Below are 25,678 nucleotides of genomic sequence, written 5' to 3'. Positions count from 1 at the left end.
CCGCTTTTCATAAAAAAAAAGAGTCCTCGGAGGACGAGAGGCGACAAGGCTTCATGCCGCGGCACGGCCGCGGCGAAGTGCCGCGCCGGGTGGCGGCGCGGCGCTCCCGATCTGCTTTCTACACAGAAGTATTTTTCAGGAGTCGAGTGATGAAGATGAAACGCTACGCGGGTGCAGCCGCGATTCTGGCGCTGGCCTGCGCCGCCTTCGGGGCCCAGGCCCAGGACAAGACGGTGCGCATCGGCGCCATCTATCCCTTGAGCGGCGCGCTGGCTTCCACGGGCGCCGAGATCAAGGCGGCCATCGAGCTGGCGGTGGATATCGTCAACAACCCGCATCCGGAGCTCGAGGGCATCCCGCTGGCCGCCGGCAGCGGCCTGCCCAAGCTGGGGGGCGCCAAGATCGAGGTGGTGTTCGGCGATTCGCAAGGCAAGCCCGAGGTGGGCCTGGCCGACGCGCAGCGCCTGCTGGACCAGGAAAAAGTGGTGGCCCTGACCGGCGCCTACCAGTCGGCCGTGACCAAGACGGCCAGCCGCATCGCCGAGCAGCGCGGCATCCCCTACGTGAACGGCGAATCCAGCAGCCCGGACCTCACAGAGCGCGGCTACAAGTGGTTCTTCCGCACGTCGCCCAATGATGACACTTTCGTCGAGAACATGATGCAGTTTCTCGATGGCATCAAGGCCGTGCCCACGGCCAAGATCGCCGTGGTGTACGAGAACACCGACTTTGGCGTGAACACCTACAAGGCGGTGGAGAAGTTCGCCAAGCAGTATAAGCGCGAGCTGGTCGCCAATATCGCCTATAGCGCCGGTTCGGCCTCGGTCACGGCCGAAGTGCAGAAGCTGGCCGCGGCCAAGCCGGATGTGGCGATTTTCGCCAGCTACACCTCCGACGCCATGCTGTTCGTGCGCACCATGCGCGAGAGCAAGTATGCGCCGCCGGTGTTCCTGGCCAATGACGCGGGCTTTATCGATTCGCGCTTTGTGCAGGAAGTCGGGCCGCAGGTGCAGGGCGTGCTGTCGCGCGATGTCTGGGGCAGCGACGTGGCCGCGGCCAAGGCGGGCCTGAAGAAGATCAACGATATGTACAAGGCCAAGACCGGCAAGGAGCTCAACGGCAATAACGCGCGCTCCATGCAGGGCGTGCTGGTGCTGGCCGACGCCATCAACCGCGCGGGCTCGACCGATCCGGAAGCCATCCGCAAGGCCCTGGCGGCCACCGACCTGTCCGAGGCCCAGGTGGCCATGCCCTGGTCGGGCGTGAAGTTCGACGAGAAGGGCCAGAACACCAAGGGCGCCGGCCTCATTCTCGAACTCAAGGGCAGCAGCTACCAAACCGTGTGGCCCGAGAAGTATCGCAGCGACAAGAGCCTGCCCACGCTGCCGTTCAGCTGGAAATAAACCTGTTGCGTGACGGAGGCGGCCACGCGGGGCCGCCTCGGGGAGTTCGATATGTTTGAAGCGCTTTCGGCGGGCCTGTTCAACGGGCTGATCTATGCCGCCGTGGCCGTGGGCCTGGCCCTGATCTGGGGCATTACCGACGTCATCAACTTCGCCCATGGCGAGTTCCTGATGCTGGGCATGTATGCCGCCTATTGGATGTTTACGCTGGGCCACCTGGATCCGACCCTGTCGGCTCCCCTGGTCGCCATTTTGCTGGGCTTTGTCGGTTTCCTGACCTATGCCCTCATCATCAAGCGTCTGCAGAAGGGCCCGGCCATGGCCGTCATCCTGGCGACCTTCGGCCTGGGCCTGGTGCTGCGCCAGCTGGCCTTCATCGCCTTTTCGCCCGACTACCGCAGCCTGCCCGACACCCTGGTGTCCGGCAGTGTGTCGCTGGCCGGGATTTCGCTGGGACGGCCCCAGGTCGTGACCGGGCTGGTGGCGCTGGCCCTGGTGGTGGCGCTCTTTTTCCTGGTGTATCGCACGCGCTGGGGCCATGCCCTGCAGGCGGTGGCCGAGGATCGCCAGGTGGCCGCGCTGGTGGGGATTTCGCCGGACCGCGTCAACGCCCAGGTCTGGATGCTGGGCAGCGCGGCGGTCGGCCTGGCCGGCGCCTTGCTGACGACCTTCTTCTATGTCTTCCCTTCGGTGGGCACGGTGTTCGGCCTGCTGGCCTTTGTCGCGGTCTGCATGGGCGGCTTCGGTTCGCTGCCGGGCGCGTTCATCGCCGGCATCCTGATCGGAATCATCGAGGCGATGACGGGCTATTTCGTGGCCCCGGCGCTCAAGACCGTGAGCGTCTTCATCCTCTTCATCCTGGTGTTGTGGTATCGCCCGCGCGGGCTGTTCGGGCGGTGGTGAGATGCAGATGACAGATAAACAAATTCCGGCCGCCGGCCATGCCGGCCTGCCCAAATGGCCGATCGCGGCGGCGCTGCTGGCCGCCGTGCTGCTGGCCCTGGTGCCCCTGGCGGTGCGCGACGCCTTCACCCTGCAGGTGCTGCTGCTGGCCATCATGTTCGGGGCGCTGGGCGCCTGCTGGAACCTGGTGGGCGGTTTTCTTGGCCGCATCTCCTTCGGGCATGGCGTGTTCGTCGGCGTGGGCGGCTATACGACGCTGTTGCTGCTGCAGCACCTCAAGCTCACCCCGCTGCTGGGCATCCCGCTGGGCGGGCTGATCAGCGCGGCGCTGGCCTGGCTGGTGGGCGGGCCCACGCTGCGTTTGTCGGGCCACTATTTCGCCATGGCGACCATCGCGCTTCTGCAGATCGGCCTGCTGCTCATGGTGAACTGGAGCTGGGCCGGCGGCGCGGTCGGGCTGGAGGCGCCGATCGCCGATGCGCCATGGATGCTGCTGTTCCGCACCAAGGTGCCTTATTACTGGATCGCGCTGGCGCTGGCCTTCCTGACCTTTCTCGCCACCTATCTGCTGGTGCATTCGCGCACCGGCTTTTACTGGCGCGCCATCAATGGCGACGAGGCGGCCGCGCGCAGCCTGGGCGTGCCGGCAGACCGCTACAAGATGCTGGCCTTTGTGCTGTCGGCCGGCATGACGGGAGTGTGGGGCGGATTTTTCGCCATGTATGTGGGTTTCATCGACCCCGAGTCCATGTTCAGCCTGACCATGTCGGTGCAGGTGGTGCTGGTCGCCATCCTGGGCGGGGTGGGCACGCTGGTCGGGCCCTGGCTGGGCGCGGCCGTGCTGCTGCCCTTGTCGGAAGGCACGCGGGTGGCCTGGGGCAGTTCGGGGCTGGGCCTGGATCTGCTGATCTTCGGTCTGGCGATTTTGCTGGTCACGCTCTTTCTGCCGGGTGGCCTGGTGACCCTGAGGAGGCGTCGTGGCACTGCTTGAAGTCAAGGACCTGACCAAGCGCTTTGGCGGCTTGGTCGCCAACAAGGATATTTCGCTGTCGGTCGAGGAAGGCGAGATCGTCGCCATCATCGGCCCCAACGGCGCGGGCAAGAGCACGCTGTTCAATGGCCTGGTGGGCCATCACGAGCCGACCTCGGGCACGGTGCGCTTCAAGGGCGAGCCGCTGGCCGGCAAGCGGCCCGAGCAGGTGGCCGCGCTGGGCCTGGTGCGCACCTATCAGATTCCGCGCAGCTTCGGCCAGATGACGGTGCTGGAGAACGCCATGGTGGGGGCGCTGCTGCGCCATCCCCGGTTGGCCGATGCGCGCCGCGAGGCCATGCGCGTGCTGGAGCTGGTGGGCCTGGCCGACCGGCATGATGTCAAGGCCGCGGGCCTGAACGTCGCCGGGCAGAAGCGCGTCGAGCTGGCCCGGGCGCTGGCGACCGAACCGCGCATGCTGCTGCTCGATGAAGTGGCCGGCGGCCTGAATCCGGCCGAAGCCATCGCCTTGGCGGAGATCCTGCGCGGCATCCATGCCGCCGGCGTCACGCTCATCATCGTCGAGCATGTGCTGGAAGTCGTGATGCGCCTGGCGCAGCGCGTGCTGGTGCTGAATTTCGGCCAGATGATCGCCGAGGGGCCGCCGCAAGACATTGTGCGCCATCCCGCCGTGATCGAAGCCTATCTGGGGAGAAAGCACCGTGTCTGACATGATGCTGGAAGTGGAAAACCTGAGCGTGGCCTATGGCGGCGTGCAGGCGGTGCGGGACTTGTCCCTGCGGGTAAAGGCCGGCGAGATCACGGCGCTTCTGGGCGCCAACGGGGCCGGCAAGTCGAGCACGCTGATGGCCATCGTGGGCGCCGTGCGGCCCAAGACCGGCCGCGTGCGCTTCGAAGGGCGCGACATCACGGGCACGCCGCCCCAGCATCTGGTGTCGCAGGGCATCGCCCTGATTCCGGAGGGCGCGCGCGTCTTCGCGCGCCAGTCGGTGGCCCAGAACCTGCGCCTGGGCGCCTACACCGTTCGCGACGAGGCGGTGTTCGCCGAACGGCTGGAAAGGGTCTACCGCCTGTTCCCGCGCCTGAAGGAACGCGAGGCGCAGCTGGCCGGCACCATGTCGGGCGGCGAGCGGCAGATGCTGGCCATCGGCCGGGCGCTCATGAGCGGGCCGCGCCTCTTGTTGATCGACGAGCCCAGCCTGGGCCTGTCGCCCCTGCTGGTGGAACAAGTCTTCGATGCGCTGGCCGCGCTCAATCGCGATGATGGCCTGTCGGTGCTGTTGGTCGAGCAGAACATGAACCAGGCGCTGGAGGTCGCGAGCCGGGCCTATGTCATGCAGAGCGGGCGCGTGGCCCTGGAGGGCGGGGCGGCCGAGCTGGCCGCTTCCGACGAGGTCCGCCAGGCTTATCTGGGGATGTAGGGCCGGCGGCGCGCCTGCCGGGCTCAGCTCAAGGGCAAGGTCAGCACGCCCTGGACGGCCGGGCGCATCATCAGGCGGCGGTACCAGGCGGCCAGGTGGGGCGTCTCGGGCCGCTCGATGGGCAGGCCGAACCAGCGATGGGCCGCGCAGCCCAGCGGGATGTCGCCCATGGTGAACTGCGAGCCGGCGATGAAGTCGCGGCCCCGCAGGGCCTGCTCCAGCAGCAGCGCGCAGGCGGTTGAGCGCTTGACCGCGGCCGCGATGGCGGCGGAATCACGCTGGGCTTCGGGCGTGCGGATCAGGCCCAGGAAGGCCGGGCCCTGGGCGGGCTGCCATTCGGTGGTTTGCCAATCCATCCAGCGGTCGGCGTCGGCGCGCACACAGGGATCGGCGGGCCAGAGCGCGCCCGCGCCATAGCGCGCGGCCAGATAGCGCACGATGGCGTTGGATTCCCAGAGCACGAAGCCGCCGTCGTCGATCACGGGCACGCGGCGGTTGGGGTTCATGCGCCCGTACTCGGGCGTGTCCAGGCCGCCGAAGGGGCCGCCAGCCTCGGTCAGGGCATGGGGCAGGGCCAGTTCGCGCACGGCCCAGACCACTTTCTGTACGTTGACGGAGTTCAGCCGTCCCCAGATCTTCAGCATTGCCTGTCCTTGTCTATCAGCGCGGCGGCAGGTCGCGCCGCAGAAAGCCTGCGCCGCGCGCGAAGCGCGGCCAATCGAAGGCGGGGCCCGGGTCGGTCTTGCGCCCGGGCGCGATGTCCTCGTGCCCCCAGGCCGCGCGGATGGGCAGGCGCTCGCGCAGGCGCTGCGCCAGTTCGGCCAGGGCGGCGTACTGCGCGTCGGTGTAGGGCAGGCGATCGGTGCCCTCCAGTTCGACGCCGACCGAGAAGTCATTGCAGCGCTCGCGCCCCTGGAAGCGCGAGACGCCGGCGTGCCAGGCGCGGTCGTGCACCGAGGCGAATTGCACGATGCCGCCGTCGCGCCGGATGAAGAAGTGCGCCGAGACCCGCAGGCCCGCCAGGCGGGCAAACCAGGGATGGGCGCCGAGGTCGAGGCGGTTCAGGAAGAGGTCGGCCACATAGGGGCCGCCGAATTCGCCGGGCGGCAGGGTGATGTTGTGCACGACCAGCAGCGAGACTTGCGTGCCGGGCGGGCGGGCATCGACATTGGGCGAGGGCAGTCGCGTGACGGCGGGCGCGGGGCGCAGCCAGCCGTGGCGATCCAGTTGCAGTGTCATGGCGAAAGGCGGATCAAGGGCAAGCCGCATTATGCAGGCCCCGCCGCCGCTTGCCTATGGCGCCGGTCCCAGGCGGGCGTGTTCCTGGCTGCACCAGGTCCGGCCGTTGAGCAGCACGGCCTCCGAGCGCGGCAGGTGGATGCCGCAGTGCGCGCAGCGCACCATGGGTTCGGCGGCCCGGGCGGCCGGCGGCGAGGCGGGCTTGCGGGGCGTGTCGCCGCGGTTGCGCGCGTTGAGCATGCGCCAGACGGTCAGCACGACCAGGATGGCGAAGAACCAGAAAATGAGCTTGCCCACCTGGGATCAACTCCGATGCAGAATCATTTCCAGCACGAACCGGCTGCCGGTATAGGCGAGGATCAGGAAGCAGAAGCCCGCCACCGTCCAGCGCAGCGCCACCCGGCCGCGCCAGCCGCGCGCCTGGCGGCCCACCAGCAGGCCGCCGAACGTCAGCCAGGACAGCAGGGTGAAGATGGTCTTGTGGTCGAAGGGCAGGATGCGGCCGGTCAGCAGGATGGAGGCCACCGAGCCCGTGGCGACCGCCGCGCTCAGGACCAGGAAACCGATGAAGATGATGCGGAACAGCAGCTGCTCCTGCACCAGCAGCGGCGGCTGGGCGTCCAGGACGCGGCCGACGATGCTGCGGGAGGCCGGCGCATCCAGGGGGCGGTGCAGGTGCCGGTCCAGCAGGGCCATCAGCATGGCGTGCAGCGCCGCGATCGTGATCAGGCCGTAGGCGGCCAGGGCGATGATCAGATGGATGCGCAGCCAGGGATTGCCGGCATGCGGCACGATCACCCCCTGCGGGAACAAGGCCGCCAGCAGGGCGGCCAGGGTGGCGGCCGGCAGGAGCAGCAGCTGCACCCCGTCGATGCGGATGAAGAGGCTTTCGAGCCAGTACATGATCAGGCCCAGCCAGAGGGCGGCCGACAGAGCCAGGGCCCAGCCAATGAAGATATGATCTGTCCCCAGCATTGATTCACGCAGGGCATAGCCGTGCACGATCAAGGCCCCGAGCAGGCAAAGCCGGGCGATCTTGCCGGTCTGCTCGACGCTGCCGGCGCGCTGCAGGCGGCGCCACATCGAGGCGCCCAGCACGGCGTAGGCCAGGGCGGCCACGGCGTGAAATACAATGCCTGATGACATAAAAACCGTTGTCTGGGTGGGACCAGGGCAAATGTCACCCGCTGACATCGCCCGCCGCCGGCCTTGGGGCCCGCGCGGTCTCGTTCAATCAATTAGTTTAAGCGGAAACGCCTCTCATGCTCGATAACCTTACTCAACGCCTGTCGCGCGTCGTCAAGACGCTGCGTGGCGAAGCCCGCCTGACCGAGGCCAACACCCAGGAGATGTTGCGCGAAGTGCGCATGGCGCTCCTGGAGGCCGACGTGGCCCTGCCCGTGGTGCGCGATTTCGTCGCCCGCGTCAAAGAGAAGGCCCTGGGCGAGGAGGTGTCCTCCAGCCTGACGCCGGGCCAGGCCCTGGTCGGCGTGGTCCACAAAGAACTGACCGCCCTGATGGGCGGCGACCTCGGCCCGGGCAGCGGCGAACTGTCGCTGGCCGTGCAGCCGCCGGCCGTCATCCTCATGGCCGGCCTGCAGGGCGCCGGCAAGACCACCACCACCGGCAAGCTGGCGCGCTGGCTGGCCGAGGGCGAGCACACCCAGGGCGGACGCAAGACGGGCAAGAAAAAAGTGCTGGTCGTCTCGGCCGACGTCTATCGTCCGGCGGCCATCGAGCAGCTCAAGACCGTGGCCGCCCAGGTCGGCGTGGACTTCCTGCCCTCCGATCCGAGCCAGAAACCCGAGGACATCGCCCGCAATGCGGTCGAGCATGCCCGCCGCCACCACTATGACGTGCTGATCGTCGACACGGCCGGCCGCCTGGGCATCGACGAGGCCATGATGCGCGAGATCGCCGCGCTGCATGCCCTGGTCAAGCCGGTGGAGACGCTGTTCGTGGTCGACGCCATGCAGGGCCAGGATGCGGTCAACACCGCCCGGGCCTTTGCCGAGGCGCTGCCGCTGACCGGCGTGGTGCTCACCAAGCTCGACGGCGATGCGCGCGGCGGCGCGGCGCTGTCGGTGCGCCACATCACCGGCAAGCCGCTGAAGTTCGTCGGCGTTTCTGAAAAACTCGATGGCCTGCAGGCTTTTCACCCCGAGCGCATGGCGCAGCGCGTGCTCGGCATGGGCGACATCGTCTCGCTGGTGGAGCAGGCGCAGAAGAACATCGATATCGCCGAGGCCGAGAAGCTCGCCAAGAAGATCAAGTCGGGCGACAAGTTCGACCTGAACGATTTCCGCGAGCAGCTGGGCCAGGTCAAGAAGCTGGGCGACATGAATTCCCTCCTGGAGAAGCTGCCTTCGCAGTTCCAGCAGGCCGCCGGCCAGCTGCAGGGCGGCCAGGCCGAGAAGCAGCTGCGCCGCACCGAGGGCATCCTTAATTCCATGACGCCGGGCGAGCGCGCCAAGCCCGAGCTCATCAAGGCCGCGCGCAAGCGCCGCATCGCCGCCGGCGCCGGCGTGCCGGTGCAGGAGGTCAACCGCCTGCTCAATCAGTTCGAGCAGATGCAGGGCATGATGAAGCAGATGAAAAAAGGCGGCATGGCCAAGATGATGCGCGCCATGGGCGGCCTCAAGGGCATGGGGCGCTTCGGCGGATTCGGCCGCTGAGCTGCCGCCATCGCAAACAAAACAGGGTGCCGCGAGGCACCCTGTTTTGTTTCGCGGGCCGTGATCAGCGGGCCTTGGCCACGGCGGCGTTCCAGGCCGCGACGACCTTCTCGTAATCGGCGGCCGCTTCGAGCTGGTCCACCGGGAAGATCTTGATCGAGGCCAGCTCGGGCAGGGTGGTGAGCTTGGAGACTTCGATGTCGCTGCGCGAGGGGCGGCGGAAGTTCTTCACCAGCTGGGCGGTCTGGGCTTCCTTGCTGAGCAGGCCCTCGTAGAGCTGGCGGGCCGCCTCGGCGTTCTTGGCGCCCTTGATGATGAACATGCCTTCGGGCGCCAGATAGCTGCCCTCGGCCGGGTAGACCAGCTTGATTTCCTTCTGGCCGCCCGCCACGTATTCCTGCGCGGCGTACTCCAGCGTCAGGCCCACGGCGTATTCGCCGGCGGCCACGCCCTTGTACGTCGTGCCCGAGGAGCCCGTCACCACGGCGTTGGCGGCGATCTTGTCCAGGCCTTCGGCGCCGAACTGCTTGTACAGGCCATAGACCAGCATATAGGCCGTGCCGCTCTTGGACGGATCGGTGATGGCGAACTTGCCCTTCCATTCCGGCTGCATCAGGTCGGACCAGGTGGCGGGAGCGGCCGCGCCCTTGAGCTGGCGCTCATTGACCATCATCACCATGACGTGCACATTGGTGCCCATCCAGAGATTGTCCGGGCCGCGGAACTCGGCCGGAATGGCGGCCACGTCCTTGGGCGTATAGGGTTCGAGCTGCGCGCGGTAGGCGCCCAGGGTGCCGAAGCCGCCGCTCCAGAACAGGTCGCCGCGCGGGTTCTGCGCCTCGGCCTCGATGCGCTTCATCAGCGTGCCCGTGCCGCCGGTGACCGGCCGCACGTCCAGCTTGGGCATGGTCTTCTTGACCGCTTCCAGCGCGGTGTCGATGGTGTCGGTATTGTTGGACGAGTAGAGGATGACGGTCTGGGCCTGGACGGCGCCGCCGGCGAGGGCGGCGGCCAGCAGGCCGGATTGCAGCAGATGAGAGAAGCGCATGGAAAGGCCTTTTTCTGAGAGTGCTACTTGCCGGAGAACAGGTTGACCTTGAAGGCCTTGATCGACACCACCACCGGGATCAGGATCACGGTGACCAGCGCGGCGCCATAGGCCGACGCCATGCCCAGGCGCCCGCCGTCAACCTGGCGGAAAATGGCGATGGGCATGGTTTCCAGCCCGCCGCTATAGGCCACGATCGAGGCCGACAGCTCCGAGATCGTGGTCAACCACATGAGGATCGCCGAAGAGATGATGGAGGCCTTCATGGCAGGCAGCATCACCTTGAAGAAGGTCATGAGCGGCGAGACGCCCAGGCTGATCGAGGCCTCCTCGATGGAGTCGGGGATGTTGAACAGCGTGGACGAGGCGTTGCGCACGGCAAAGGGCAGGCGGCGCACCGTGTAGCACAGCACCATGATGGCCGAGGTGCCCGCCAGTATCAGCCAGCCCGTATTGAAGGTCTGCACCAGGGCGATGCCCAGCACCGTGCCGGAAATCGTCAGCGGCAGCACCAGGATGTAGTCCAGCAGCTGGGTGGCGCGGTTGCGCTTCTTGACCGTCAGATAGCTGGCCAGCACGGCGAAGGCCACGCCCAGCAGCGTCGCCAGCGAGGCGAACTTGATCGAGTTCAGGATGGGCTCGGGCGCGCCCTGCAGGGCGCGCTGCATGCTGGCCAGCGACCAGCTGCCCCAATGCATGACCGGGCCGCTGGTGTGCGTGAAGGCGGCGATGAAGACCACCGCCAGCGGCAGCAGCGACAGCAGCACGATGAGGGTGACGCCGCCGGCATAGCCGGCCGCGGCCCAGGAGCGCACGCGGCGCGGCGCGGGCGCGCGGCCCTGGGTCATGGTGTAGACCTTGCGCTCGACCATGCGCTTTTGCACGAACAGCACGGCGGCCACGATGCCGATGGACACCACCGACATGGCGCTTTGCAGCGTGGGGCTGCCGCCCATCTCGTTGACGAAGGTGTTGTAGGTCATCACCGACAGCAGCGGCACGCGGCTGCCCAGCATGATGGACAGCGCGAAATTGCCCACCACCAGCGTGAAGACCACCAGGGCATTGACCAGCACGGCCGGCGCGATCACCGGCACCATGACGCGGATGCGCGTGAGCCAGGGCGGGGTGCCCAGGCTCAGGCCGGCCTCTTCCAGCTGACCGTCGAAGCCGCGCAGCGCGGCCAGCACGCCCAGGTAGATATAGGTGTAATAGACCAGGGTCATCGAGAAGATCATGCCGCTCCAGCCGTAGAAGGAGGGCAGCTCGATGCCGATCTCGCGCAGGGCATTGGTGAGCAGGCCGTTATTGCCCAGCACCAGCAGCCAGGACTGGCCGACGATGATCTCGGGGATGACGATGGTCAGGATGGGCAGGATGGCCACGAGATTCTTCAGCGGAAAATCGTAGCGCGCCACCATGTAGGCGAAAGGCACGCCCACCAGCACGGTGCAGGCGGTGACGACCGCGCCCAATACCAGGGTGTTGCGCAAGGCCTGCAGGTATTCGCCGTCCTGCGCCAGGGCGGCGAAGCCCTCGAGCGAAAAGCCGCCGGAGGCGCCGGTCACGCTGTTGCCAAAGAGCACGGCCAGCGGATAGATCACGAAAAACAGCAGCAGGGCCAGGCATGCCGCTGTCAGAAGGCCCCAGGGCCACCACTTGAAGCTCATGGCCGGCCTCTCACTCGCTCACCACGCGGCTGTCGGCCGGCACCAGCACCTGGACGGCGTCGCCGGGCTGGAAATCGCCCACCATATTGCCGGCATGCAGCTCGACGCGGATTTCGCTGTTGTCCTCCAGCACGATGCGGTAGGCCGTCTTGAAACCCAGGTATTGGCGGCGCAGCACGCGGCCGGGCAGGGAATTGGGGATGCGGGGCGCGGCGGCGACCAGGCTGAGTTCTTCCGGCCGGGCGATGAGGATGCCGCGCTCGCCCAGCGCCGGGCTGCCCTGGGCGCCGTCGAAGGGGTGGGCGCCGATCCGGTAGCGCACATGGGGCAGCCCGCCGTTGTCGCTGCCCGAGACGATCTCGGTGGGCACGGGGATCACATTGGCCGAACCGATGAAGTCCGCCACATAGGCGTTGACCGGCGTGCCGTAGAGGTCTTCGGGCGAACCCAGCTGGGCGATGTTGCCGCGGTCCATGATGGCGATCTGGTCGGACATGGCCAGGGCTTCTTCCTGGTCGTGCGTGACGAAGACCGTGGTGATGCGCGCCTCGCGCACCAGGTCCAGGATGACGTCGCGCATCTGCACGCGCATCTTGGCGTCCAGATTGGACAGCGGTTCGTCCATCAGCAGCACGCGCGGGCGGATGACCAGGGCGCGGGCCAGGGCCACGCGCTGGCGCTGGCCGCCGCTCATCTGGGCCGGGTAGCGGCCGGCCAGGGCGGCCAGGCCGACCTTGTCCAGGGCTTCGGCCACCCGGGTCTTGATCTCGGCGCGGCCCACGCCGCGGGCGCGCAGCCCATAGGCGACGTTGTCGAACGCCGTCTTGTCGGGAAAAAGCGCATAGTCCTGGAATACCATGCCGATGTCGCGGCGGTGCGCCGAGACATGGGTCATGTCATCCTGGTCGAACAGCAGCCGGCCGCCGTCGGGCTCGTAAAAGCCCGCGATGCAGCGCAGCAAGGTGGTCTTGCCGCAGCCGCTGGGGCCCAGCAGGGTGTAGAAGGCGCCGTCGGGGATGTGCAGAGACAAGTCCCGCAGGACGCTCTGGCCGTCGAAAACCTTGACGATACGGTCGATAGTGATGGATGCCATGGATGATCCTGCTTCTCGCTGCCGGCATCATAGAAAGGCGGCCCGCCTGCCACCAGCGGGCATTTTTAAACACAGCTGTAAGTTTTTCTGGGGGCTGGATCGCGCCGCATCCCCTAGAATGGCCGCAACTGGGATTGCGCCGCCGGCAACGCATCGGCGGCCGCAGAGATAGAACGCACAAGTGGGAAAGACTCGCAAATACAGGCAGGCCGGGCGCTGACCATGGCCCGCAGCCTGCCTCCTCTCAAGGCCCTGAGGGTGTTCGAAGCGGCGGCGCGGCTGCGCAGCTTTACCGCCGCCGCGCAGGAACTGAACATCACGCACAGCGCGATCAGCCAGCAGATCCGGGCGCTGGAGGACTTCATCGGCCAACCCCTGTTCGCGCGCGAGGCGCGCGGGGTGGCCCTGTTGCCCGGCGCCCTGGAATATTTCTCCGAGGTCCAGGCCAGCCTGGAGCGCATCGCCCAGGCCACCGCCCACCTGAAACGCCCGCGCCAGGCGCGGCAGCTGCGGCTGTGCGCCACGCCCTCGCTGGCCATGAAGCTGCTGATCCCCGGGCTGGCGGATTTCCAGCGTCTCTATCCCGAGATCGATGTCGAAGTCGCGACCCTGGGCCGGCAATTCATCGACCGCGCCGATGCCGCCCACGACCTCATCATCCGGCACGGCCCCATGCAAAGGCCTGACCATGTCTGCCTGCCCTGCCTGGAAGACAGCTATGTGCCGGTGGCTTCGCCGCGCTTTATCGCCCGCCACCGCCTGCGCCGTCCGGCCGACTGCGTCGGGCATCCGCTGCTCAAGGTCAGCGGCTGCCTGGACCACTGGACCCAGTGGTTCGGCCTGGCGGGCGTGGAAGTGCCCTCCATGCTGCCGGGGCCGGTCTTTGACCATCATTTCCTGTCCATGCAGGCGGCCAGCAATGACCTGGGCCTGGCCCTGGCGCCCTGGTGTCTGCTGGCCGAGGATATCCAGGCCGGCCGCCTGCAACCGATTTTCGAGCAGCCGCGCCTGCCCAATGCGGGCGTGCACGCGCTGTTCCGCCCGGATTCGCCGGCCGCGCCGCTGGCGCGGCTGTTCCTGGACTGGCTCGCCCGTCCCGACAAGGAGTACGCATGAATGCATTGACGCTGGCCCCGGGCCTGAGCCTGCGCGGCCCCCGGCCCAGGCTGCGGGATTTCAAACTCATCGCCTTCGACATGGACTCGACCCTGCTGGCCATCGAGACCTTGGACGAGCTGGCCGATTTCGCCGGTCGCAAGGCGGAAGTCGCGGCGCTGACCGAGGCCGCCATGCGCGGCGAAATCGCCGACTACAAGGCCAGCCTGCGCCAGCGCGTGGCCTTGCTGGCGGGCCTGCCGGCAAGCGCGCTGGACACCGTCTGGCGCGAGCGGGTGCGGCTGAACCCGGGCGTGGAGACGCTGATCGCCGCCTGCAAGGCCGCGGGCCTGCGGTGCATTCTCGTGACCGGCGGCTTTACCTGCTTTACCGACAGGCTGGCGGCCCGGCTGGGTCTGGACGATGTGCGCGCCAATGTGCTGGAGATCGCCGACGGCCGCATCACCGGACGCCTGCTGCCCCAGCCCTGGGGCGATATCTGCGATGGCGAAGAGAAAAAGCGCATGGTGCTGCAGACTTGCCAGGCCATGGGCATCTCGCCGGCGCAGGCCATCGCGGTCGGCGATGGCGCCAACGACCTGGCCATGATGAGCGTGGCCGGTCTGAGCGTGGCCTATCGGGCCAAGCCCGCCGTGCGCGGACAGGCGCGCGTGGCCATCGACGAGGGCGGCCTGGACCGGCTGCTGGAGGTTTTTGCCGGCGAGGCCGGCGCATAAAAAACGGCCAAACATTGCGTTTGGCCGAATCAGCCGGCACTGACGGGGATGGCCAGCACCGGCACAAGCCGGCCAACGCTGCGGGGTTGGCCGGCTTGATCAGGTATGGGTTCAGGACAGCGGCGGGATGCGCAGCACCTGGCCGGGATAGATCTTGTCCGGGTCGCTCAGCATGGGCTTGTTGGCCTCGAAGATGACGTTGTACTGGCCGCCCTTGCCCTTGCCGTATTGCGCCTCGGCGATCTTCCAGAGCGTGTCGCCCTTTTGCACCGTGTACATGGCGGCTTCGGGGGCGGCCTTCTTGGCCGAGAGCTGGTTGTCCACCTTGGCCACGCCCACGGTATTGCCCAGGGCGAGCGCGATCTTCTCGGCCTCTTCGGTGGACGCGGCTTCGCCGCTCACCGTGACGGTGTCGCCATTGACGCTGATGTTCAGGTTGGATGCGGACAAGCCATGCTTGTCGAGTTCTTTCTTGAGTTCTTCCGCCGTGGCGGCCTTGGCTTCGCTGGCGCCAAAGAGTTTTTCGCCGACATCTTTGATGAAACTGAGCAGGCCCATGGTCTTGTTCCTTTTCCGGTTGTTGATGACAACGAGGGCCAGGGCCTGTTTACCCTGGCGCCAGGCTCGATTATGGGCAAGGGTGCATGTCGGCGGAATGACGAGGTTGTAACAGCTTGCTAGCCCAGGGCTCAGCCCCCGCCGACGGCCACCACGATCTCGACCTGGTCGCCCTCGGACAGCGGCGTGCCGGCATGCTTGCTTTTGGGCACGATTTCGCCATTGCGTTCGACCGCGACGCGCTTGCCCGCGTAGCCCAGGATTTCGAGCAGGCCGATGACGGTGGTGGCGGCCGGCAGCTCGCGCGCCTGACCGTTGAGGGTAATCTGCATATCAGTCCTTGCTGCTTGCATATCGGTGGGTGGCTTCGATCAGCCGGGCCAGGATGCCGGGCTCGTCAAAGGCATGGCCGGCATCGGGCACGAGGTGGAATTCCGCCTCCGGCCAGGCGCGATGCAGGTCCCAGGCCGTGCGCGCCGGCGTGCAGACATCGTAGCGGCCCTGCACGATGGTGCCGGGGATGCCGCGCAGCTTGTGCGCATCGCGCAGCAACTGGCCTTCTTCCATGAAGCCGGCGTGCACGAAGTAATGGTTTTCGATGCGCGCGAAGGCCAGCGCCGCGCGGTCGGCCGCATGACTTTGCTGGTGGCGCGGGCTGGGCAGGAGCGTGATGGTGTTGTCTTCCCATTGGCTCCAGGCCTTGGCGGCGCGCAATTGCTCGGCCGGGTCATCGCTGGTCAGCCGCTTGCGGTAGGCCGCGATCATGTCGCCGCGCTCTTGCGGCGGGATGGGCGCCAGATAGCCTTCCCAGCGGTCCGGGAACAGCCAGGACGCGCCCTCCTGGTAGAACCACAGCAGCTCGGCGCGGCGCAGGCTGAAGATGCCGCGCACCACCAGCTCGCTGACGCGCCGCGGATGGGTCTCGGCATAGGCCAGCGCCAGCGTCGAACCCCAGGAGCCGCCAAACACCAGCCAGCGCTGCGCACCCATGACCTCCTCGCGCAGCCGCTCCATGTCGGCCACCAGATCCCAGGTCGTGTTGTTCTCCAGGCTGGCGTGGGGCGTGGAGCGCCCGCAGCCGCGCTGGTCGAACAGCAGCACCTTGTAGCGCTCGGGATCGAACAGCTGCCGGTGCACCGGCGAGCAGCCGCTGCCAGGGCCGCCATGCAGGAACACGGCCGGCTTGCCTTCCGGATTGCCGCAAAGCTCCCAATACACCTGGTGGCCATCGCCGGTGTCCAGCATGCCATGGCGGTAGGGCTCGATCGCGGGATAGAGCATGGGGCGTACTCTCCAGTGAGGGGTCAGGCCTTGCGCTTGAAGATCAGGTCCCAGACGCCGTGACCCAGGCGCAGTCCGCGGGTTTCAAACTTGGTCTGAGGACGATAATCGGGCCGTTCGGCGTAGTCTTGCGCGGTATTCTCGAGCAGCGCTTCGCCGCCCAGCACTTCCAGCATCTGCACCGCGTAGTCCTGCCAGTCGGTGGCGCAATGCAGATAGCCGCCCGGCCGGATGCGGCTGGCCAGCAGATGCACGAAAGGCGGCTGCAGCAGGCGGCGCTTGTGATGGCGCTTCTTGGGCCAGGGATCGGGGAAATAGACATGCACGCCGGCCAGCGAATCGGGGGCGATCATGTCGCGCACCACTTCCACGGCGTCGTGCTGGATGATGCGCACATTGCTGATCTGCGAAGTCTCGATCCGGTGCAGCATCGAGCCCACGCCGGCATTGAAGACTTCCACGCCCAGGAAGTTGTCCCCGGGCCGGGCCAGCGCGATCTTCTCGGTCGTCTCGCCCATGCCGAAGCCGATTTCCAGGATGGTCGGGGCCTCGCGCCCGAACACGGCGGCCGGATCCAGCTGGCGCGGCGCATAGGGGATGGCCCATGTGTCCATCAGCTGCTCCAGCGCGTCGCGCTGGCGCTGCGTGATGTGGCCGCGGCGATGCACGAAGCTGCGGATATGCGTGGCGCCGGGGCTGGCGGGCGCATGGGCGGCCGGTTCCAGCGCGGCCTGGGTCGCCGGCGTCAGGGGCGCGGCAGGGGGAGGATTCGTGGGGGTATTCGCATTCATACCCCGGATTGTAGTGGGAGGCGCCGGCCTCCAAAAAATAGGGTCGCATGTCCGCCGGGCGCCCGGCTCCTGCCGCCGACCGCGGGCGCGTTACCATGGCCGCAAGCAACCCGGGGCGCCCATCATGATCGACCATCTGGACCATCTCGTCCTCACCACCACCGACGAGGCCGCCTGCGTGGACTTCTACGCCGGCCTGCTGGGCATGACGCTGGAGACCTTCGGCCAGGGCCGCAAAGCCTTCCGGTTCGGCAACCAGAAAATCAACCTGCATATCAAGGGCGGCGAATTCGAACCCAAGGCCCACCTGCCCGTCCCGGGCGCGCTGGACCTGTGCTTTATCGCCGCCATCCCGCTAGATGACGTGATCGCCCGCCTAAAGGCAAAGGGCGCGGCCATCGTCGAAGGCCCGGTGCGCCGCACCGGCGCCGTCCATCCCTTGCGCTCCATCTACCTGCGCGATCCCGACCTGAATCTCATCGAGATTTCCGAACGCGCCGACTAGGCCGCGGCCGCGGCCCCATGCGGCCAAAGGCGAGCTATAATTCGCGCCTGCGCTGACACCGGCCCTGCCGGCGCCCAGCGCCAGCCTCCCCGAGGCGGGTGTAGTTCAATGGTAGAACGGCGGCTTCCCAAGCCTCAAGCGTGGGTTCGATTCCCATCACCCGCTCCAATATCGCTTTGCCCCCATCATGTCACTGGGAAGCCAACCCAGGTGACAATATCTGCACGGCTAATACGCATCCGACGGGCAGCCTCCGGCCATGGGCGAGCGTGCCGACGGGGCGCGCAGGACCGAATTCGTCGTCGAGCCAGACTTCCAGGTGGTTGTCTTGTGCGCTCATGTGGATTCCTCAGTGTCCGAGGCTGGCGGGGATTTGACCGGCTTGGCTCGCGCAGCCGTGCGGCGCTTGGGAGCGGGCTCGAGCTCCAAGTCCTGTAATTTCCGGCCTATCCTGTCGTCGGCGCCAAGTTGGTTGAGGTCGCCCTCAAGCCCGAGCACGGCCATGACGCGGACATAGGATCCCAACGTAGCGCCCGGATCGCCGGCCTCCACTTTGTACAAAGTCGTTCTTGAGATGCCCGCGCGTTGTGCCACGACGGCATTGCTCAGCTTGCGTCGCTTGCGGGCAAGGCGCAGCCGCTCTCCAAGTGCGGAGAGCAGGCGCTGTTCCTGGGGAAACACAATAGGCGGCTTGCTCGGCATGTTCGCTATTATGGACAAATAAAATAATTATTGTCCATAATAGACTAAAAATAGTGGTTCTCGTCCTGTCCGATCACCAACTGCGGCGCTTGGGGTACGCTGTGCCGTATTTCATTTTGCGGGGGCTGTGATGGGCGCTTCACTCAATATTTCGCTCTTGCAGCTGCGAGCCTTTCTGGCCGTCAGCCGTTTTGGCAGTTTTACGCGCGCGGCCGAGGTGCTGCACCGCACTCAGCCGGCGATTACGCAGCAGATCCGCTTGCTGGAGGAGGCGCTGGGCCTGAAGCTTTTTGAGCGCACGACGCGCCAATTGCGTTTGACGGATATCGGCGTCGAGTTGGTGCCGGTGCTGTCGGGGATGGTGCAGCAGCTCGATGATGTGGTGGGCGCGACGCAGGATATCCGGCATAAGCGCACGGGCACGGTCCGGCTGGGCTGCCTGCCGTCGGTGGCCATGCAGTATCTGCCTGGCCGCATCGCCCGTTTTCGCCGCGATTATCCCGGGGTGTCCTTCATGGTCAGCGACGGCTTGGGCGATCAGGTGGTGGGCATGGTGATGCGCGGCGAGATCGATTTCGGCATCACCGATGTGCCCAACCCTTCGGCCAATTTGTCCATCCACCCTTTGCTGCACGAAACCATCAGCCTGCTGTATCTGGAGGGCCATCCGGTGCAAGAGGCGAAGGTCGTGGATATCGATGAGCTTTCGCGGCATGACCTGATATTGATGGCGCCCGGCAGCACGGTGCGGCGTATCGTCGACACGGCGTTCGCGGCCCAGGGGCGGATCGCCATGGCGACCTGCCAGGCCTCGTACAACACCACGGCCATTGGCATGGTGCAGGCCGGGCTGGGGGTGGCCTTGCTGCCGGAAAGCGGCTTTGATCTCGCGGTGGACCGCCGCCTGCGCACGCGGCCGGTGGATATCAAGGGGATGGACCGGCGCTTGAGCATCGTGCGGCTCAAGAACAAGACGCTGTCGCCGTCGGCGCAGGCGTTCATGGCCATGCTGAAGGCGGAGAAAACATTGCGGTCCTTGCGCGATAAACCCGCTGCCGGCCCACGGGCAAATTATTAGAAAATCTTATTATTCTTAAACAAGATTTGATTTAACTAATATATGGTCTCTCCGTAGGATAGTCCCTGTTCTGGCAGGCCGGCATCGCGGCCCGGGGGGGGCGCGAGTCTGCCAGGGCTCTGCAACAGGGACGTTTCATGAAAACCGTCGCATTGCGCGAATTGGCGCATTCCCGGTCCGGAGAGAAGGGCAACGATTCCAATGTGTCGGTCATCGCCTACGATGCCGCGCTGTTTCCGCTGATCCGCGAACAGGTCACGGTCGAGGCGGTCGGCCGTCTTTACGGGCCCATCACCAAGGGAGCCATCCAGCGCTATGAATTGCCCGCCATCGGGGCGTTGAATTTCGTGCTGGAGAATGTGCTGGACGGCGGACGCTCGCGGACGCTGGCCTTCGAGGAGTCGGGCAAGGCCCTGGCCTCGCTGATGTTGAGCCTGCCGCTGGCGGTGCCCGACGATACCCCCGAGCGCTCCCGTTCGATGGCGGAGGCCGCATGAAGACCATCAGGCTGGGATGCGGCGCCGCGTGGGCGCGCGACCGCTTCGATCACGCGCCGGACCTGGTGGCGCGTGGCCAATTGGACTATCTGTGCTTCGATTCGATGTCAGAAGTCACCATGAGCGCCGCGCAGGTCGCGCGCATGGACAATGCCGCCATGGTGCCGTACGACCCCTACCTGGTCGAGCGCATGCGCCCCATTCTGCGCGACTGCAAGCGCCAGGGCATACGCATCGTCACCAATGCGGGTTGGCTCGATCCGGCCGCGGCCGCGCAGCGCCTGACGCAATTGGCCGCAGAGCTGGGCATCGAGGACCTGAAGATCGTGGCGGTGTCCGGCGGCGTGCTTCATGAGGCGATTGCCGACATGGGCCTGGATTTCAAGGAGACGGGCAGGCCCATCGCCGAGGCGCGCGAGCGGATTCTGTCGGCCGAGACCTATCTGGGCGCCGAGGGTATCGCGCAGGCCCTGGCGCAGGGCGCCGATGTCGTCATCACGACAAGGGTGGCCGATGGCTGTGTCTACCTGGGGCCGCTGGCCCATGAGTTCGGCTGGTCGTTCGACGACTGCCATGCCATGGCGCGCGGCATGATCATCGGCCATCTGATGGAATGCGGCACCCAGGTCACGGGAGGGTATTTCGCCGACCCCGGCTACAAGGAGGTGCCTGATCTGGCCAATGTCGGCGCGCCGATCGCCGAAGTGACGCAGACCACGGCCTTCATCACCAAGCTGCCCGGCACGGGCGGCCTGGTGTCGGAAGCCACCTGCAAGGAGCAGCTGATCTACGAAGTGCAGGATCCGGCCAGCTATCTGTGCCCGGACTGCATTGCCGACCTGACCCGCGTCGCCTTCCGGCAAGCGGGCCCGGACCGCGTGGAGGTGCTGATCGACCAGGCCGGCCGGCCCCGCACCGACACCCTGAAGGCCTTGATCGGGTTGGACGAAGGCTATATGACCGAAGAAATGGTGTTGTTCGCCGGCCCGGGCGCGCTGGCCCGCGCCGAGCTGACCCAGGACATCCTGCGCCAGCGCTTTCGCAAAGTCGGCCTGGCGCCCAGGGAGATGCGCATGGACTACGTGGGCCTGAACGCGGTGCATCGCGAGTCCACGCCGCCGGCGCGCGGCGAGCCATACGAGGTGGTCTTGCGCATCGCCATCCGCACCGACACGCGCGCCGAGGCGGAGAAGCTGCGCCAGGAAGTCGATCCCCTGGCCGTCAACGGCGCATACGGCACCGGCAAGTGGGCCACGACTTCGCCAGGTTCGAGAGTGCGCGCCGTGGTGGGCTTGAATTCGGCGCTGGTGCCGCGCCACCGGGTGCCATTCCAGCTGAGCGTGCATACGCATCCCTAGCCGGCCCGGGCGCGGCCTTTTCATGATCCATTGGGACACATAACCCACTCCAGGAGACAACACCATGAAGCAAAACGCCATCGGCCGCGGCACAGGCGTTCGCGTCCTTGCCGGCCGGGCCGTATCCGCCGGCCTGACCGCCGCGCTGGCCTTGGCGGCGGGGCCGGCCGGCGCGGCGGCCGGCGAGTGGCCCGCCAAGCCATTGCGCATGATCGTGCCCGCCGGACCCGGTGGTTCGTCGGATCCGACCGCGCGACTGCTGGCCGATGAAATGTCGAAACGCCTGGGCCAGCCTGTCGCCGTGTTCAACCGGCCGGGCGCGGGCGGCAATATCGGCATGGCCGAGGCGGCGCGGGCCGAGGCCGATGGCTACACCATCGTGTTGAGCTGGACGGGCCCCCTGGCCACCAATATGGCGCTGTACAAAGCGCCCGGCTTCGATTCGCGGAAGGATTTCTCGCCCATTACCAAGGTGGGCTGCGTGCCCAACATCCTCGCGGTCAACAAAGACCTGCCGGTGCAGAATCTGAAGGACTACATCGCGCTGTCGAAGCGCCGGCCTAACGGCCTGACCTATGGCTCGACCGGCACGGGCAGTTCGTGGCACATCGCCGGGGCGATGATCCAGCAAGAGGCCGGGGCCAAGCTGGTGCACGTGCCCTACACGACGCCCGGCACGGCGACCACGGATCTGCTGTCGGGCCAGCTGGACTCGATGCTGCCGCTGGTGATCATGATGGTCCCTTACGTCAAGGAGGGCCGCGTCAAGGGTTTGGCGGTGATGTCCACGACGCGCTCGCCGGTGCTGCCGCAGGTGCCCAGCACCACGGAGCTGGGCATGCCGGAGCTGGTCAGCGATACCTGCTTTGCCTTGCTGACCTCCGCCGGCGTCGCCCAGCCCATCATCGACAAACTGAACGCCGTCGCCAACCAGGTGCTGGCCGATCCGCAAGTGAAGACGCGGCTGGAGGCCAGCGGCATTACGGTGGAAGGCGGCACGGCGCAACAGCTGGGCGACTACATCAAGACCGAGACCGTCCGGCAGGCCGAGATCGTCAAGGCCATCAACGCCAAGGCCGAATAGCGGCCGCCGCAAACCCTTGTGTCATCCAGGCGGCATGGCGCGGTCCCTCAGGCGGAGGCGGCCGCGCGGGCCAGCACGTCCAGCGCATTGCGCGCCGCGGCCACGCCCATGTTGACGTAGGCCTCGCGGGTCACGCCGCCGATGTGCGGGCTGAGCAGGATGCGGGCTTCTTCGTGGAAGGGGTGGCCGGCCGTCATGGGTTCGACGGCGAAGCTGTCCAGGCCGGCGGCGCCGACCTGGCCGGACCGCACCGCCTGCAGCAGCGCGTTTTCGTCGATCAGGCCGCCGCGCGCGGTGTTGACGAGGATCACGCCGGGTTTGCACCGCGCCAGGTTTGCCGCATTGACCATGCCGCGGTTTTCGTCGGTCAGGGGGCAGTGCAGCGATATCACATCGGCTTCGCGCCAGATGGCTTCAAGCGGCCCGCTTTCGATATCGCCAGGCAGGTCCTTGGCGTAGGGATCAAAGCCGATCACGCGCATGTTCAGGCCCTGCGCCATGGCGGCCATGCGCCGGCCGATGGCGCCCAGGCCCACCAGGCCAATGGTCTTGCCGTCCAGTTCCAGGCTCTTGTGGGTCGATTTGTCCCAATGTCCCGCGCGCATGCGCGCATCCAGGCTCACGACCGATTTGGCGCAGGCCAGCAGCAGCGCCAGGGCATGTTCGGCCACGGCGGCGGCGTTCGCGCCGGCCGCGGCCACCACTTGCACGCCGCGCTGGGCGGCGGCGGCCTTGTCGATGGTGTCGGTGCCGCTGCCATGCTTGGAGATCACGCGCAGCGCGGGCGCCGCGTCCATGGCGGCGGCGCCTACCTTGCTGTAGCGCACGATGATGGCGACCGGGTTGTGTTCGCGGCACAAGGACACGATGTCTGCTTCGCTGGGCGTCTTGCCGGCGAACACCAGTTTGAAATCCCGCAGCAGGGCGGCCGCTTCCGGGGCCAGGTCGGCCGCGGTCACGAGGATGACGGACTGGCTCACAGCGACTCTCCTTCTTTCAGGACGCCGGCGGTGCGCAGGGCGGCCAGCAGCCATTTGGCCTCGGTGTCGCCGGTCTGGATCGCGGCGATGCGCGCGGCTTCGTCGCGCACTTTCTTCTCGGCGGCAGGCAGCAGGTCGGCGATTTTCTCGCGCTCGACCACCACGACGCCATCGGCGTCGCCAATGACGAAGTCGCCGGGGTGGACGGTCACGCCGCCGACCGACACGGGATGGCCGATGCGGCCGGGCACGTTCTTGGTGGGGCCGTTGGGATTGGTGCCCGCGGCGAAGACCGGATAGCCCATGTCGATGATCTCGGTCGCGTCGCGCGCCGCGCCGTCCATCACCACGCCGGCGATGCCCAGTTTGCGGCAGGCGGTCATCATGATGGTGCCCATCAGCGCCGAGCTGAGGTCGCCCTTGCCGTCGATGACCAGCACGTCGCCCGGGCGGGCCAGCGAGATCGCGGCATGGATCATGAGGTTGTCGCCGGGGCGGACTTCGACGGTCAGCGCGGCGCCGGCCAGCTTCATGCCGGGATGCAGGGGGCGGATGCGGCCGCTCAGCGCGCCGCGGCGGCCCGCCACGTCGGCCAGGATAGCCGGCTGCAACGCCGCGGCGCGGCGCACGATGTCCGCGTTGACGCGCGGGAAGTCCTTGATGATGTCCTGGGTGGCCATGAAAATTCCAATTAACAGATGAGAATCAGGAGAGCAGGCCGGGATCACTCGACCTTCGCGCCCGAGTCCTTGACGATCTTGCCCCAGCGGAGGCGGTCGTCGTGGATGAGCTTGGCAAAGGCATCGGGGGTGCTGGTCAGCACGCGCGCGCCTTGTTCCTGGTATTTGGCGCGCAGGTCCTGGGCCTGGAGCGCTTTGTTGAACTCGGTGTTCAGGCGCTGCACGACGTCTTTCGGGGTGCCGGCGGGCGCCGCCAGGCCGAACCAGGTCACCGCCTCGAAGCCCGGAAAGCCGCGCTCGGCGATCGTGGGAACCTCGGGCATGTCCGGCACGCGCTGCGCCGAAGTCACCGCCAGGGCCCGCATCTTGCCGTTGCGCACATGGCCGATGAGCGTGGGCACCGACGACAGATACATGTCGATCTGGCCGCCGATCAGGTCATTGGAGGCTTGCGCCGCGCCCTTGTACGGGATGTGCGTGAGCTGGATGCCCGCCGCGTTCTGCAATTGCACCGCGGCCAGGTGGGCCACCGTGCCGTTGCCTGAGCTGGCGAAATTCAGGGCTCCCGGCTTGGCCTTGGCCGCCGCGATCATCTCGTCGAAGGTCTTGAAGGGCGAGTTGGCCGGCACCACGATCACCAGCGGCGCGTCGGCCACCAGGCCGATGGCGGCGAGATCCTTTTCCGGGTCGTAGGGCAGCTTGGCGTACAGGGTCGGGTTGATGGCCAGATTGCTGGTCTGGCCCAGCACCAGGGAGTAGCCGTCCGGCGCCGACTTGGCCACCGCGTCCACGCCGATGTTGCCGCCCGACCCGGGACGGTTTTCCGTGACGATGTTCCAGCCGGTGTTGCCGGCCACCTTGATCGCCGCCTCCCGGGCGAGCACGTCGGTGCCGCCGCCGGGCGGGAAGGGCACGATCAGCCGGATGGGTTTATCGGGATAGCCCTGGGCGGCGGCCAGGCTGCTCATGCCCGCCAAGGCCAGTCCCGACAGCAAGCGCGCGAACGGCTTCATGTTTTGTCTCCGATGTTGGTTTTTGATCCGCGCATTGTCTGGCTATGTTCCATCTAATACAATACAAGTTCGTACAGTGAAACATGTTGCGTATGACGAACGATGAGATAGGCCCCGATTCCGCCGATGCGCAGGGTGGGGAGGGCGTGGTGGCCGTGCGGCGCGCGATGCGCATCCTCGAAGCCTTTGGCGTGGAGGACACGCATCTGACGCTGGCCGAATTGAGCCGGCGCACGGGCTGCCATCGCTCCACCGTATTGCGTCTGGCGCGCACGCTGGCCATGGACGACTACCTGGCGCAGCGGCCCGACGGCAGTTGGCGCCTGGCGCGCGCCGCGGGCTGGCTGGGCGCCTGCTACCAGGCCACGTTCAATATCGTGGAAGTGGTCCAGCCCGTCCTGCGCGAACTGTCGGCGGCGACAGGCGAAAGCGCCACCTTCTATGTGCGCGAGGGCAAGCAGCGCATTTGCATGGCGCGGGTCGAAGGCCCGAAGTCCATCCGACACCATGTGCGTGTCGGTGCGGCCTTGCCGCTGGAACTGGGCAGCCCGGGCCGCGTGCTGCTGGCGTTTTCGGGAGAACCGGGCGAGCCTTATGAATCGGTGCGTCGCGCCGGCTATATGCTGTCGCTGGGCGAGCGCGACGCCGAGGTGTCCAGCATTTCGGCGCCGGTCTATGGCATCAACTGGACGCTGCAGGGCGCGATTTGTATTTCAGGACCCATCTCGCGCCTGAACGAGAGCGTGCTGCTCGAACTGAAGGAGCCCGTCCTCGCCGCGGCCAGCCGCTTGTCGCGCTCGCTGATGGGCGTGCGGCAAGGGCCGTCGGGCTGAGGGCGCTTGGGCCCGGGAGCGCAAGGCCCGGCGGGCGGCCGCG

The 25,678-nt window shown here is 67.0% G+C and carries 30 protein-coding genes and 1 tRNA gene; 15 read left to right on the top strand and 16 right to left on the bottom strand.

Annotation, left to right across the window (positions count from 1 at the left end; translation table 11 throughout):
* Window positions 1-149 precede the first annotated feature (149 nt).
* Genes L540_RS16005 through L540_RS15985 form a run of 5 tightly spaced genes read left to right on the top strand, consistent with a single transcriptional unit; the run spans window position 150 to window position 4,718 of the window.
* Window positions 150-1,403 carry an ABC transporter substrate-binding protein gene (locus L540_RS16005; protein WP_043213910.1) on the top strand — a complete coding sequence of 418 codons (1,254 nt, stop codon included), beginning with the start codon at window positions 150-152 and terminating at the stop codon, window positions 1,401-1,403.
* Between the two features lie 51 nt (window positions 1,404-1,454).
* Window positions 1,455-2,306 (top strand): branched-chain amino acid ABC transporter permease, encoded by an 852-nt coding sequence (locus L540_RS16000; protein ID WP_029578063.1) that lies wholly within the window; start codon window positions 1,455-1,457, stop codon window positions 2,304-2,306.
* A 1-nt stretch (window position 2,307) separates the two neighbouring features.
* A complete protein-coding gene (locus L540_RS15995) occupies window positions 2,308-3,297 on the top strand; it encodes a branched-chain amino acid ABC transporter permease (RefSeq protein ID WP_197085662.1) in 990 nt (329 codons plus the stop codon).
* Window positions 3,284-4,006: an ABC transporter ATP-binding protein gene (locus L540_RS15990; RefSeq protein WP_043213911.1), complete on the top strand. Its 723-nt coding sequence runs from the start codon at window positions 3,284-3,286 to the stop codon at window positions 4,004-4,006. Before L540_RS15995 ends, L540_RS15990 begins: the two co-directional genes overlap by 14 nt.
* Window positions 4,007-4,010: 4 nt before the next feature.
* Window positions 4,011-4,718 carry an ABC transporter ATP-binding protein gene (locus tag L540_RS15985; RefSeq protein WP_082149663.1) on the top strand — a complete coding sequence of 236 codons (708 nt, stop codon included), beginning with the start codon at window positions 4,011-4,013 and terminating at the stop codon, window positions 4,716-4,718.
* Between the two features lie 23 nt (window positions 4,719-4,741).
* Here the strand turns inward: L540_RS15985 and L540_RS15980 are convergent, their stop codons facing one another.
* Genes L540_RS15980 through L540_RS15965 form a run of 4 tightly spaced genes read right to left on the bottom strand, consistent with a single transcriptional unit; the run spans window position 4,742 to window position 7,103 of the window.
* Entirely contained in the window at window positions 4,742-5,362 is a 621-nt protein-coding gene (locus L540_RS15980) for a glutathione S-transferase family protein (RefSeq protein WP_043213915.1), read from the bottom strand.
* A gap of 16 nt (window positions 5,363-5,378) precedes the next feature.
* Window positions 5,379-5,957: a 1,6-anhydro-N-acetylmuramyl-L-alanine amidase AmpD gene (gene ampD / locus L540_RS15975; RefSeq protein ID WP_180961697.1), complete on the bottom strand. Its 579-nt coding sequence runs from the start codon at window positions 5,955-5,957 to the stop codon at window positions 5,379-5,381.
* A 54-nt stretch (window positions 5,958-6,011) separates the two neighbouring features.
* Window positions 6,012-6,254: a PP0621 family protein gene (locus L540_RS21800; protein WP_043213918.1), complete on the bottom strand. Its 243-nt coding sequence runs from the start codon at window positions 6,252-6,254 to the stop codon at window positions 6,012-6,014.
* 6 nt (window positions 6,255-6,260) lie between these two features.
* Window positions 6,261-7,103, bottom strand: coding sequence for a cytochrome C assembly family protein (locus L540_RS15965; protein ID WP_043213920.1), 843 nt, complete (start codon window positions 7,101-7,103; stop codon window positions 6,261-6,263).
* A gap of 116 nt (window positions 7,104-7,219) precedes the next feature.
* Here L540_RS15965 and ffh point away from each other — a divergent pair, with 116 nt between their 5' ends.
* The gene (gene ffh, locus L540_RS15960) at window positions 7,220-8,632 is read left to right on the top strand and encodes a signal recognition particle protein (RefSeq protein WP_043213921.1); all 1,413 of its coding nucleotides are present in this window, start codon (window positions 7,220-7,222) and stop codon (window positions 8,630-8,632) included.
* 64 nt (window positions 8,633-8,696) lie between these two features.
* Here the strand turns inward: ffh and L540_RS15955 are convergent, their stop codons facing one another.
* The 3 genes from L540_RS15955 to L540_RS15945 are packed head-to-tail and all read right to left on the bottom strand — an operon-like array spanning window position 8,697 to window position 12,443.
* The gene (locus tag L540_RS15955) at window positions 8,697-9,680 is read right to left on the bottom strand and encodes an ABC transporter substrate-binding protein (RefSeq protein WP_043213923.1); all 984 of its coding nucleotides are present in this window, start codon (window positions 9,678-9,680) and stop codon (window positions 8,697-8,699) included.
* A 23-nt stretch (window positions 9,681-9,703) separates the two neighbouring features.
* Window positions 9,704-11,350, bottom strand: a complete 1,647-nt coding sequence (locus L540_RS15950; RefSeq protein WP_043213925.1) for an ABC transporter permease — start codon at window positions 11,348-11,350, stop codon at window positions 9,704-9,706.
* 10 nt (window positions 11,351-11,360) lie between these two features.
* A complete protein-coding gene (locus tag L540_RS15945) occupies window positions 11,361-12,443 on the bottom strand; it encodes an ABC transporter ATP-binding protein (RefSeq protein WP_043213927.1) in 1,083 nt (360 codons plus the stop codon).
* A 222-nt stretch (window positions 12,444-12,665) separates the two neighbouring features.
* On the opposite strand from L540_RS15945, the gene L540_RS15940 reads away from it, so the two are divergent.
* On the top strand, window positions 12,666-13,559 hold the full coding sequence (locus tag L540_RS15940; protein ID WP_043213929.1) for a LysR substrate-binding domain-containing protein: 894 nt from the start codon (window positions 12,666-12,668) through the stop codon (window positions 13,557-13,559).
* Window positions 13,556-14,275, top strand: a complete 720-nt coding sequence (gene serB / locus L540_RS15935; protein WP_043213931.1) for a phosphoserine phosphatase SerB — start codon at window positions 13,556-13,558, stop codon at window positions 14,273-14,275. The genes L540_RS15940 and serB overlap by 4 nt, the downstream gene beginning before the upstream one ends.
* Before the next feature lie 111 nt (window positions 14,276-14,386).
* Here the strand turns inward: serB and lysM are convergent, their stop codons facing one another.
* The 4 genes from lysM to trmB form a co-directional block, all read right to left on the bottom strand.
* The gene (gene lysM, locus L540_RS15930; protein ID WP_029578077.1) at window positions 14,387-14,833 is read right to left on the bottom strand and encodes a peptidoglycan-binding protein LysM; all 447 of its coding nucleotides are present in this window, start codon (window positions 14,831-14,833) and stop codon (window positions 14,387-14,389) included.
* A 131-nt stretch (window positions 14,834-14,964) separates the two neighbouring features.
* Window positions 14,965-15,165, bottom strand: a complete 201-nt coding sequence (gene thiS, locus L540_RS15925; protein ID WP_043213934.1) for a sulfur carrier protein ThiS — start codon at window positions 15,163-15,165, stop codon at window positions 14,965-14,967.
* 1 nt (window position 15,166) lies between these two features.
* On the bottom strand, window positions 15,167-16,114 hold the full coding sequence (gene pip, locus L540_RS15920) for a prolyl aminopeptidase (protein WP_043213936.1): 948 nt from the start codon (window positions 16,112-16,114) through the stop codon (window positions 15,167-15,169).
* 23 nt (window positions 16,115-16,137) lie between these two features.
* A complete protein-coding gene (trmB, locus tag L540_RS15915; RefSeq protein ID WP_043213938.1) occupies window positions 16,138-16,905 on the bottom strand; it encodes a tRNA (guanosine(46)-N7)-methyltransferase TrmB in 768 nt (255 codons plus the stop codon).
* Between the two features lie 124 nt (window positions 16,906-17,029).
* Between trmB and L540_RS15910 the strand changes: the two genes are divergently transcribed.
* Together L540_RS15910 and L540_RS15905 are read left to right on the top strand one after the other, a co-directional pair.
* Window positions 17,030-17,410 (top strand): VOC family protein, encoded by a 381-nt coding sequence (locus L540_RS15910; protein ID WP_043213940.1) that lies wholly within the window; start codon window positions 17,030-17,032, stop codon window positions 17,408-17,410.
* A gap of 94 nt (window positions 17,411-17,504) precedes the next feature.
* Window positions 17,505-17,578 (top strand) — tRNA-Gly (locus L540_RS15905).
* A 22-nt stretch (window positions 17,579-17,600) separates the two neighbouring features.
* Here L540_RS15905 and L540_RS21795 read toward each other — a convergent pair.
* Both L540_RS21795 and L540_RS15900 read right to left on the bottom strand, forming a co-directional pair.
* Entirely contained in the window at window positions 17,601-17,750 is a 150-nt protein-coding gene (locus L540_RS21795) for a hypothetical protein (RefSeq protein ID WP_156185333.1), read from the bottom strand.
* On the bottom strand, window positions 17,747-18,112 hold the full coding sequence (locus L540_RS15900) for a helix-turn-helix domain-containing protein (protein WP_043213944.1): 366 nt from the start codon (window positions 18,110-18,112) through the stop codon (window positions 17,747-17,749). Before L540_RS15900 ends, L540_RS21795 begins: the two co-directional genes overlap by 4 nt.
* 130 nt (window positions 18,113-18,242) lie before the next feature.
* Between L540_RS15900 and L540_RS15895 the strand changes: the two genes are divergently transcribed.
* From L540_RS15895 to L540_RS15880, 4 genes are all read left to right on the top strand, one after another.
* A complete protein-coding gene (locus L540_RS15895; RefSeq protein ID WP_053073229.1) occupies window positions 18,243-19,190 on the top strand; it encodes a LysR family transcriptional regulator in 948 nt (315 codons plus the stop codon).
* A 137-nt stretch (window positions 19,191-19,327) separates the two neighbouring features.
* Window positions 19,328-19,687 (top strand): AtuA-related protein, encoded by a 360-nt coding sequence (locus L540_RS22005; protein WP_043213946.1) that lies wholly within the window; start codon window positions 19,328-19,330, stop codon window positions 19,685-19,687.
* Window positions 19,684-21,045 carry an acyclic terpene utilization AtuA family protein gene (locus L540_RS15885; protein WP_043213949.1) on the top strand — a complete coding sequence of 454 codons (1,362 nt, stop codon included), beginning with the start codon at window positions 19,684-19,686 and terminating at the stop codon, window positions 21,043-21,045. The genes L540_RS22005 and L540_RS15885 overlap by 4 nt, the downstream gene beginning before the upstream one ends.
* Before the next feature lie 64 nt (window positions 21,046-21,109).
* Window positions 21,110-22,129 (top strand): Bug family tripartite tricarboxylate transporter substrate binding protein, encoded by a 1,020-nt coding sequence (locus tag L540_RS15880; protein ID WP_082149661.1) that lies wholly within the window; start codon window positions 21,110-21,112, stop codon window positions 22,127-22,129.
* Window positions 22,130-22,176: 47 nt separating this feature from the next.
* Here the strand turns inward: L540_RS15880 and L540_RS15875 are convergent, their stop codons facing one another.
* From L540_RS15875 to L540_RS15865, 3 genes are read right to left on the bottom strand one after another with little or no spacing between them, the layout of a single operon-like run.
* Entirely contained in the window at window positions 22,177-23,109 is a 933-nt protein-coding gene (locus L540_RS15875; protein ID WP_043213951.1) for an NAD(P)-dependent oxidoreductase, read from the bottom strand.
* Complete coding sequence (locus L540_RS15870; protein ID WP_043213954.1) at window positions 23,106-23,789, bottom strand: RraA family protein; 684 nt, start codon at window positions 23,787-23,789, stop codon at window positions 23,106-23,108. Before L540_RS15870 ends, L540_RS15875 begins: the two co-directional genes overlap by 4 nt.
* Window positions 23,790-23,833: 44 nt before the next feature.
* A complete protein-coding gene (locus tag L540_RS15865) occupies window positions 23,834-24,802 on the bottom strand; it encodes a Bug family tripartite tricarboxylate transporter substrate binding protein (RefSeq protein ID WP_043213956.1) in 969 nt (322 codons plus the stop codon).
* Window positions 24,803-24,885: 83 nt separating this feature from the next.
* On the opposite strand from L540_RS15865, the gene L540_RS15860 reads away from it, so the two are divergent.
* Window positions 24,886-25,635: an IclR family transcriptional regulator gene (locus L540_RS15860; protein ID WP_043213958.1), complete on the top strand. Its 750-nt coding sequence runs from the start codon at window positions 24,886-24,888 to the stop codon at window positions 25,633-25,635.
* The last annotated feature ends 43 nt before the right edge of the window (window positions 25,636-25,678 follow it).

It is taken from the genome of Bordetella pseudohinzii, assembly GCF_000657795.2.
In the GTDB taxonomy this organism is placed as follows: Bacteria; Pseudomonadota; Gammaproteobacteria; order Burkholderiales; family Burkholderiaceae_B; genus Bordetella; species Bordetella pseudohinzii.
Note: the sequence above shows the minus strand (reverse complement) of the source record. Positions and strands in the feature narration are given on the sequence as shown.

Excerpts from the sequence above, each read along its gene's own strand:
- L540_RS16005 (WP_043213910.1), top strand. The coding sequence starts at position 150 with ATGAAGATGAAACGCTACGCGGGTGCAGCCGCGATTCTGGCGCTGGCC.
- L540_RS16000 (WP_029578063.1), top strand. The coding sequence starts at position 1,455 with ATGTTTGAAGCGCTTTCGGCGGGCCTGTTCAACGGGCTGATCTATGCC.
- L540_RS15995 (WP_197085662.1), top strand. The coding sequence starts at position 2,308 with ATGCAGATGACAGATAAACAAATTCCGGCCGCCGGCCATGCCGGCCTG.
- L540_RS15985 (WP_082149663.1), top strand. The coding sequence starts at position 4,011 with ATGCTGGAAGTGGAAAACCTGAGCGTGGCCTATGGCGGCGTGCAGGCG.
- L540_RS15980 (WP_043213915.1), bottom strand. The coding sequence starts at position 5,362 with ATGCTGAAGATCTGGGGACGGCTGAACTCCGTCAACGTACAGAAAGTG.
- ampD (WP_180961697.1), bottom strand. The coding sequence starts at position 5,957 with ATGACACTGCAACTGGATCGCCACGGCTGGCTGCGCCCCGCGCCCGCC.
- L540_RS15965 (WP_043213920.1), bottom strand. The coding sequence starts at position 7,103 with ATGTCATCAGGCATTGTATTTCACGCCGTGGCCGCCCTGGCCTACGCC.
- ffh (WP_043213921.1), top strand. The coding sequence starts at position 7,220 with ATGCTCGATAACCTTACTCAACGCCTGTCGCGCGTCGTCAAGACGCTG.
- L540_RS15955 (WP_043213923.1), bottom strand. The coding sequence starts at position 9,680 with ATGCGCTTCTCTCATCTGCTGCAATCCGGCCTGCTGGCCGCCGCCCTC.
- L540_RS15950 (WP_043213925.1), bottom strand. The coding sequence starts at position 11,350 with ATGAGCTTCAAGTGGTGGCCCTGGGGCCTTCTGACAGCGGCATGCCTG.
- L540_RS15945 (WP_043213927.1), bottom strand. The coding sequence starts at position 12,443 with ATGGCATCCATCACTATCGACCGTATCGTCAAGGTTTTCGACGGCCAG.
- L540_RS15940 (WP_043213929.1), top strand. The coding sequence starts at position 12,666 with ATGGCCCGCAGCCTGCCTCCTCTCAAGGCCCTGAGGGTGTTCGAAGCG.
- serB (WP_043213931.1), top strand. The coding sequence starts at position 13,556 with ATGAATGCATTGACGCTGGCCCCGGGCCTGAGCCTGCGCGGCCCCCGG.
- lysM (WP_029578077.1), bottom strand. The coding sequence starts at position 14,833 with ATGGGCCTGCTCAGTTTCATCAAAGATGTCGGCGAAAAACTCTTTGGC.
- thiS (WP_043213934.1), bottom strand. The coding sequence starts at position 15,165 with ATGCAGATTACCCTCAACGGTCAGGCGCGCGAGCTGCCGGCCGCCACC.
- pip (WP_043213936.1), bottom strand. The coding sequence starts at position 16,114 with ATGCTCTATCCCGCGATCGAGCCCTACCGCCATGGCATGCTGGACACC.
- trmB (WP_043213938.1), bottom strand. The coding sequence starts at position 16,905 with ATGAATGCGAATACCCCCACGAATCCTCCCCCTGCCGCGCCCCTGACG.
- L540_RS15910 (WP_043213940.1), top strand. The coding sequence starts at position 17,030 with ATGATCGACCATCTGGACCATCTCGTCCTCACCACCACCGACGAGGCC.
- L540_RS21795 (WP_156185333.1), bottom strand. The coding sequence starts at position 17,750 with ATGAGCGCACAAGACAACCACCTGGAAGTCTGGCTCGACGACGAATTC.
- L540_RS15900 (WP_043213944.1), bottom strand. The coding sequence starts at position 18,112 with ATGCCGAGCAAGCCGCCTATTGTGTTTCCCCAGGAACAGCGCCTGCTC.
- L540_RS15895 (WP_053073229.1), top strand. The coding sequence starts at position 18,243 with ATGGGCGCTTCACTCAATATTTCGCTCTTGCAGCTGCGAGCCTTTCTG.
- L540_RS22005 (WP_043213946.1), top strand. The coding sequence starts at position 19,328 with ATGAAAACCGTCGCATTGCGCGAATTGGCGCATTCCCGGTCCGGAGAG.
- L540_RS15885 (WP_043213949.1), top strand. The coding sequence starts at position 19,684 with ATGAAGACCATCAGGCTGGGATGCGGCGCCGCGTGGGCGCGCGACCGC.
- L540_RS15880 (WP_082149661.1), top strand. The coding sequence starts at position 21,110 with ATGAAGCAAAACGCCATCGGCCGCGGCACAGGCGTTCGCGTCCTTGCC.
- L540_RS15870 (WP_043213954.1), bottom strand. The coding sequence starts at position 23,789 with ATGGCCACCCAGGACATCATCAAGGACTTCCCGCGCGTCAACGCGGAC.
- L540_RS15865 (WP_043213956.1), bottom strand. The coding sequence starts at position 24,802 with ATGAAGCCGTTCGCGCGCTTGCTGTCGGGACTGGCCTTGGCGGGCATG.
- L540_RS15860 (WP_043213958.1), top strand. The coding sequence starts at position 24,886 with ATGTTGCGTATGACGAACGATGAGATAGGCCCCGATTCCGCCGATGCG.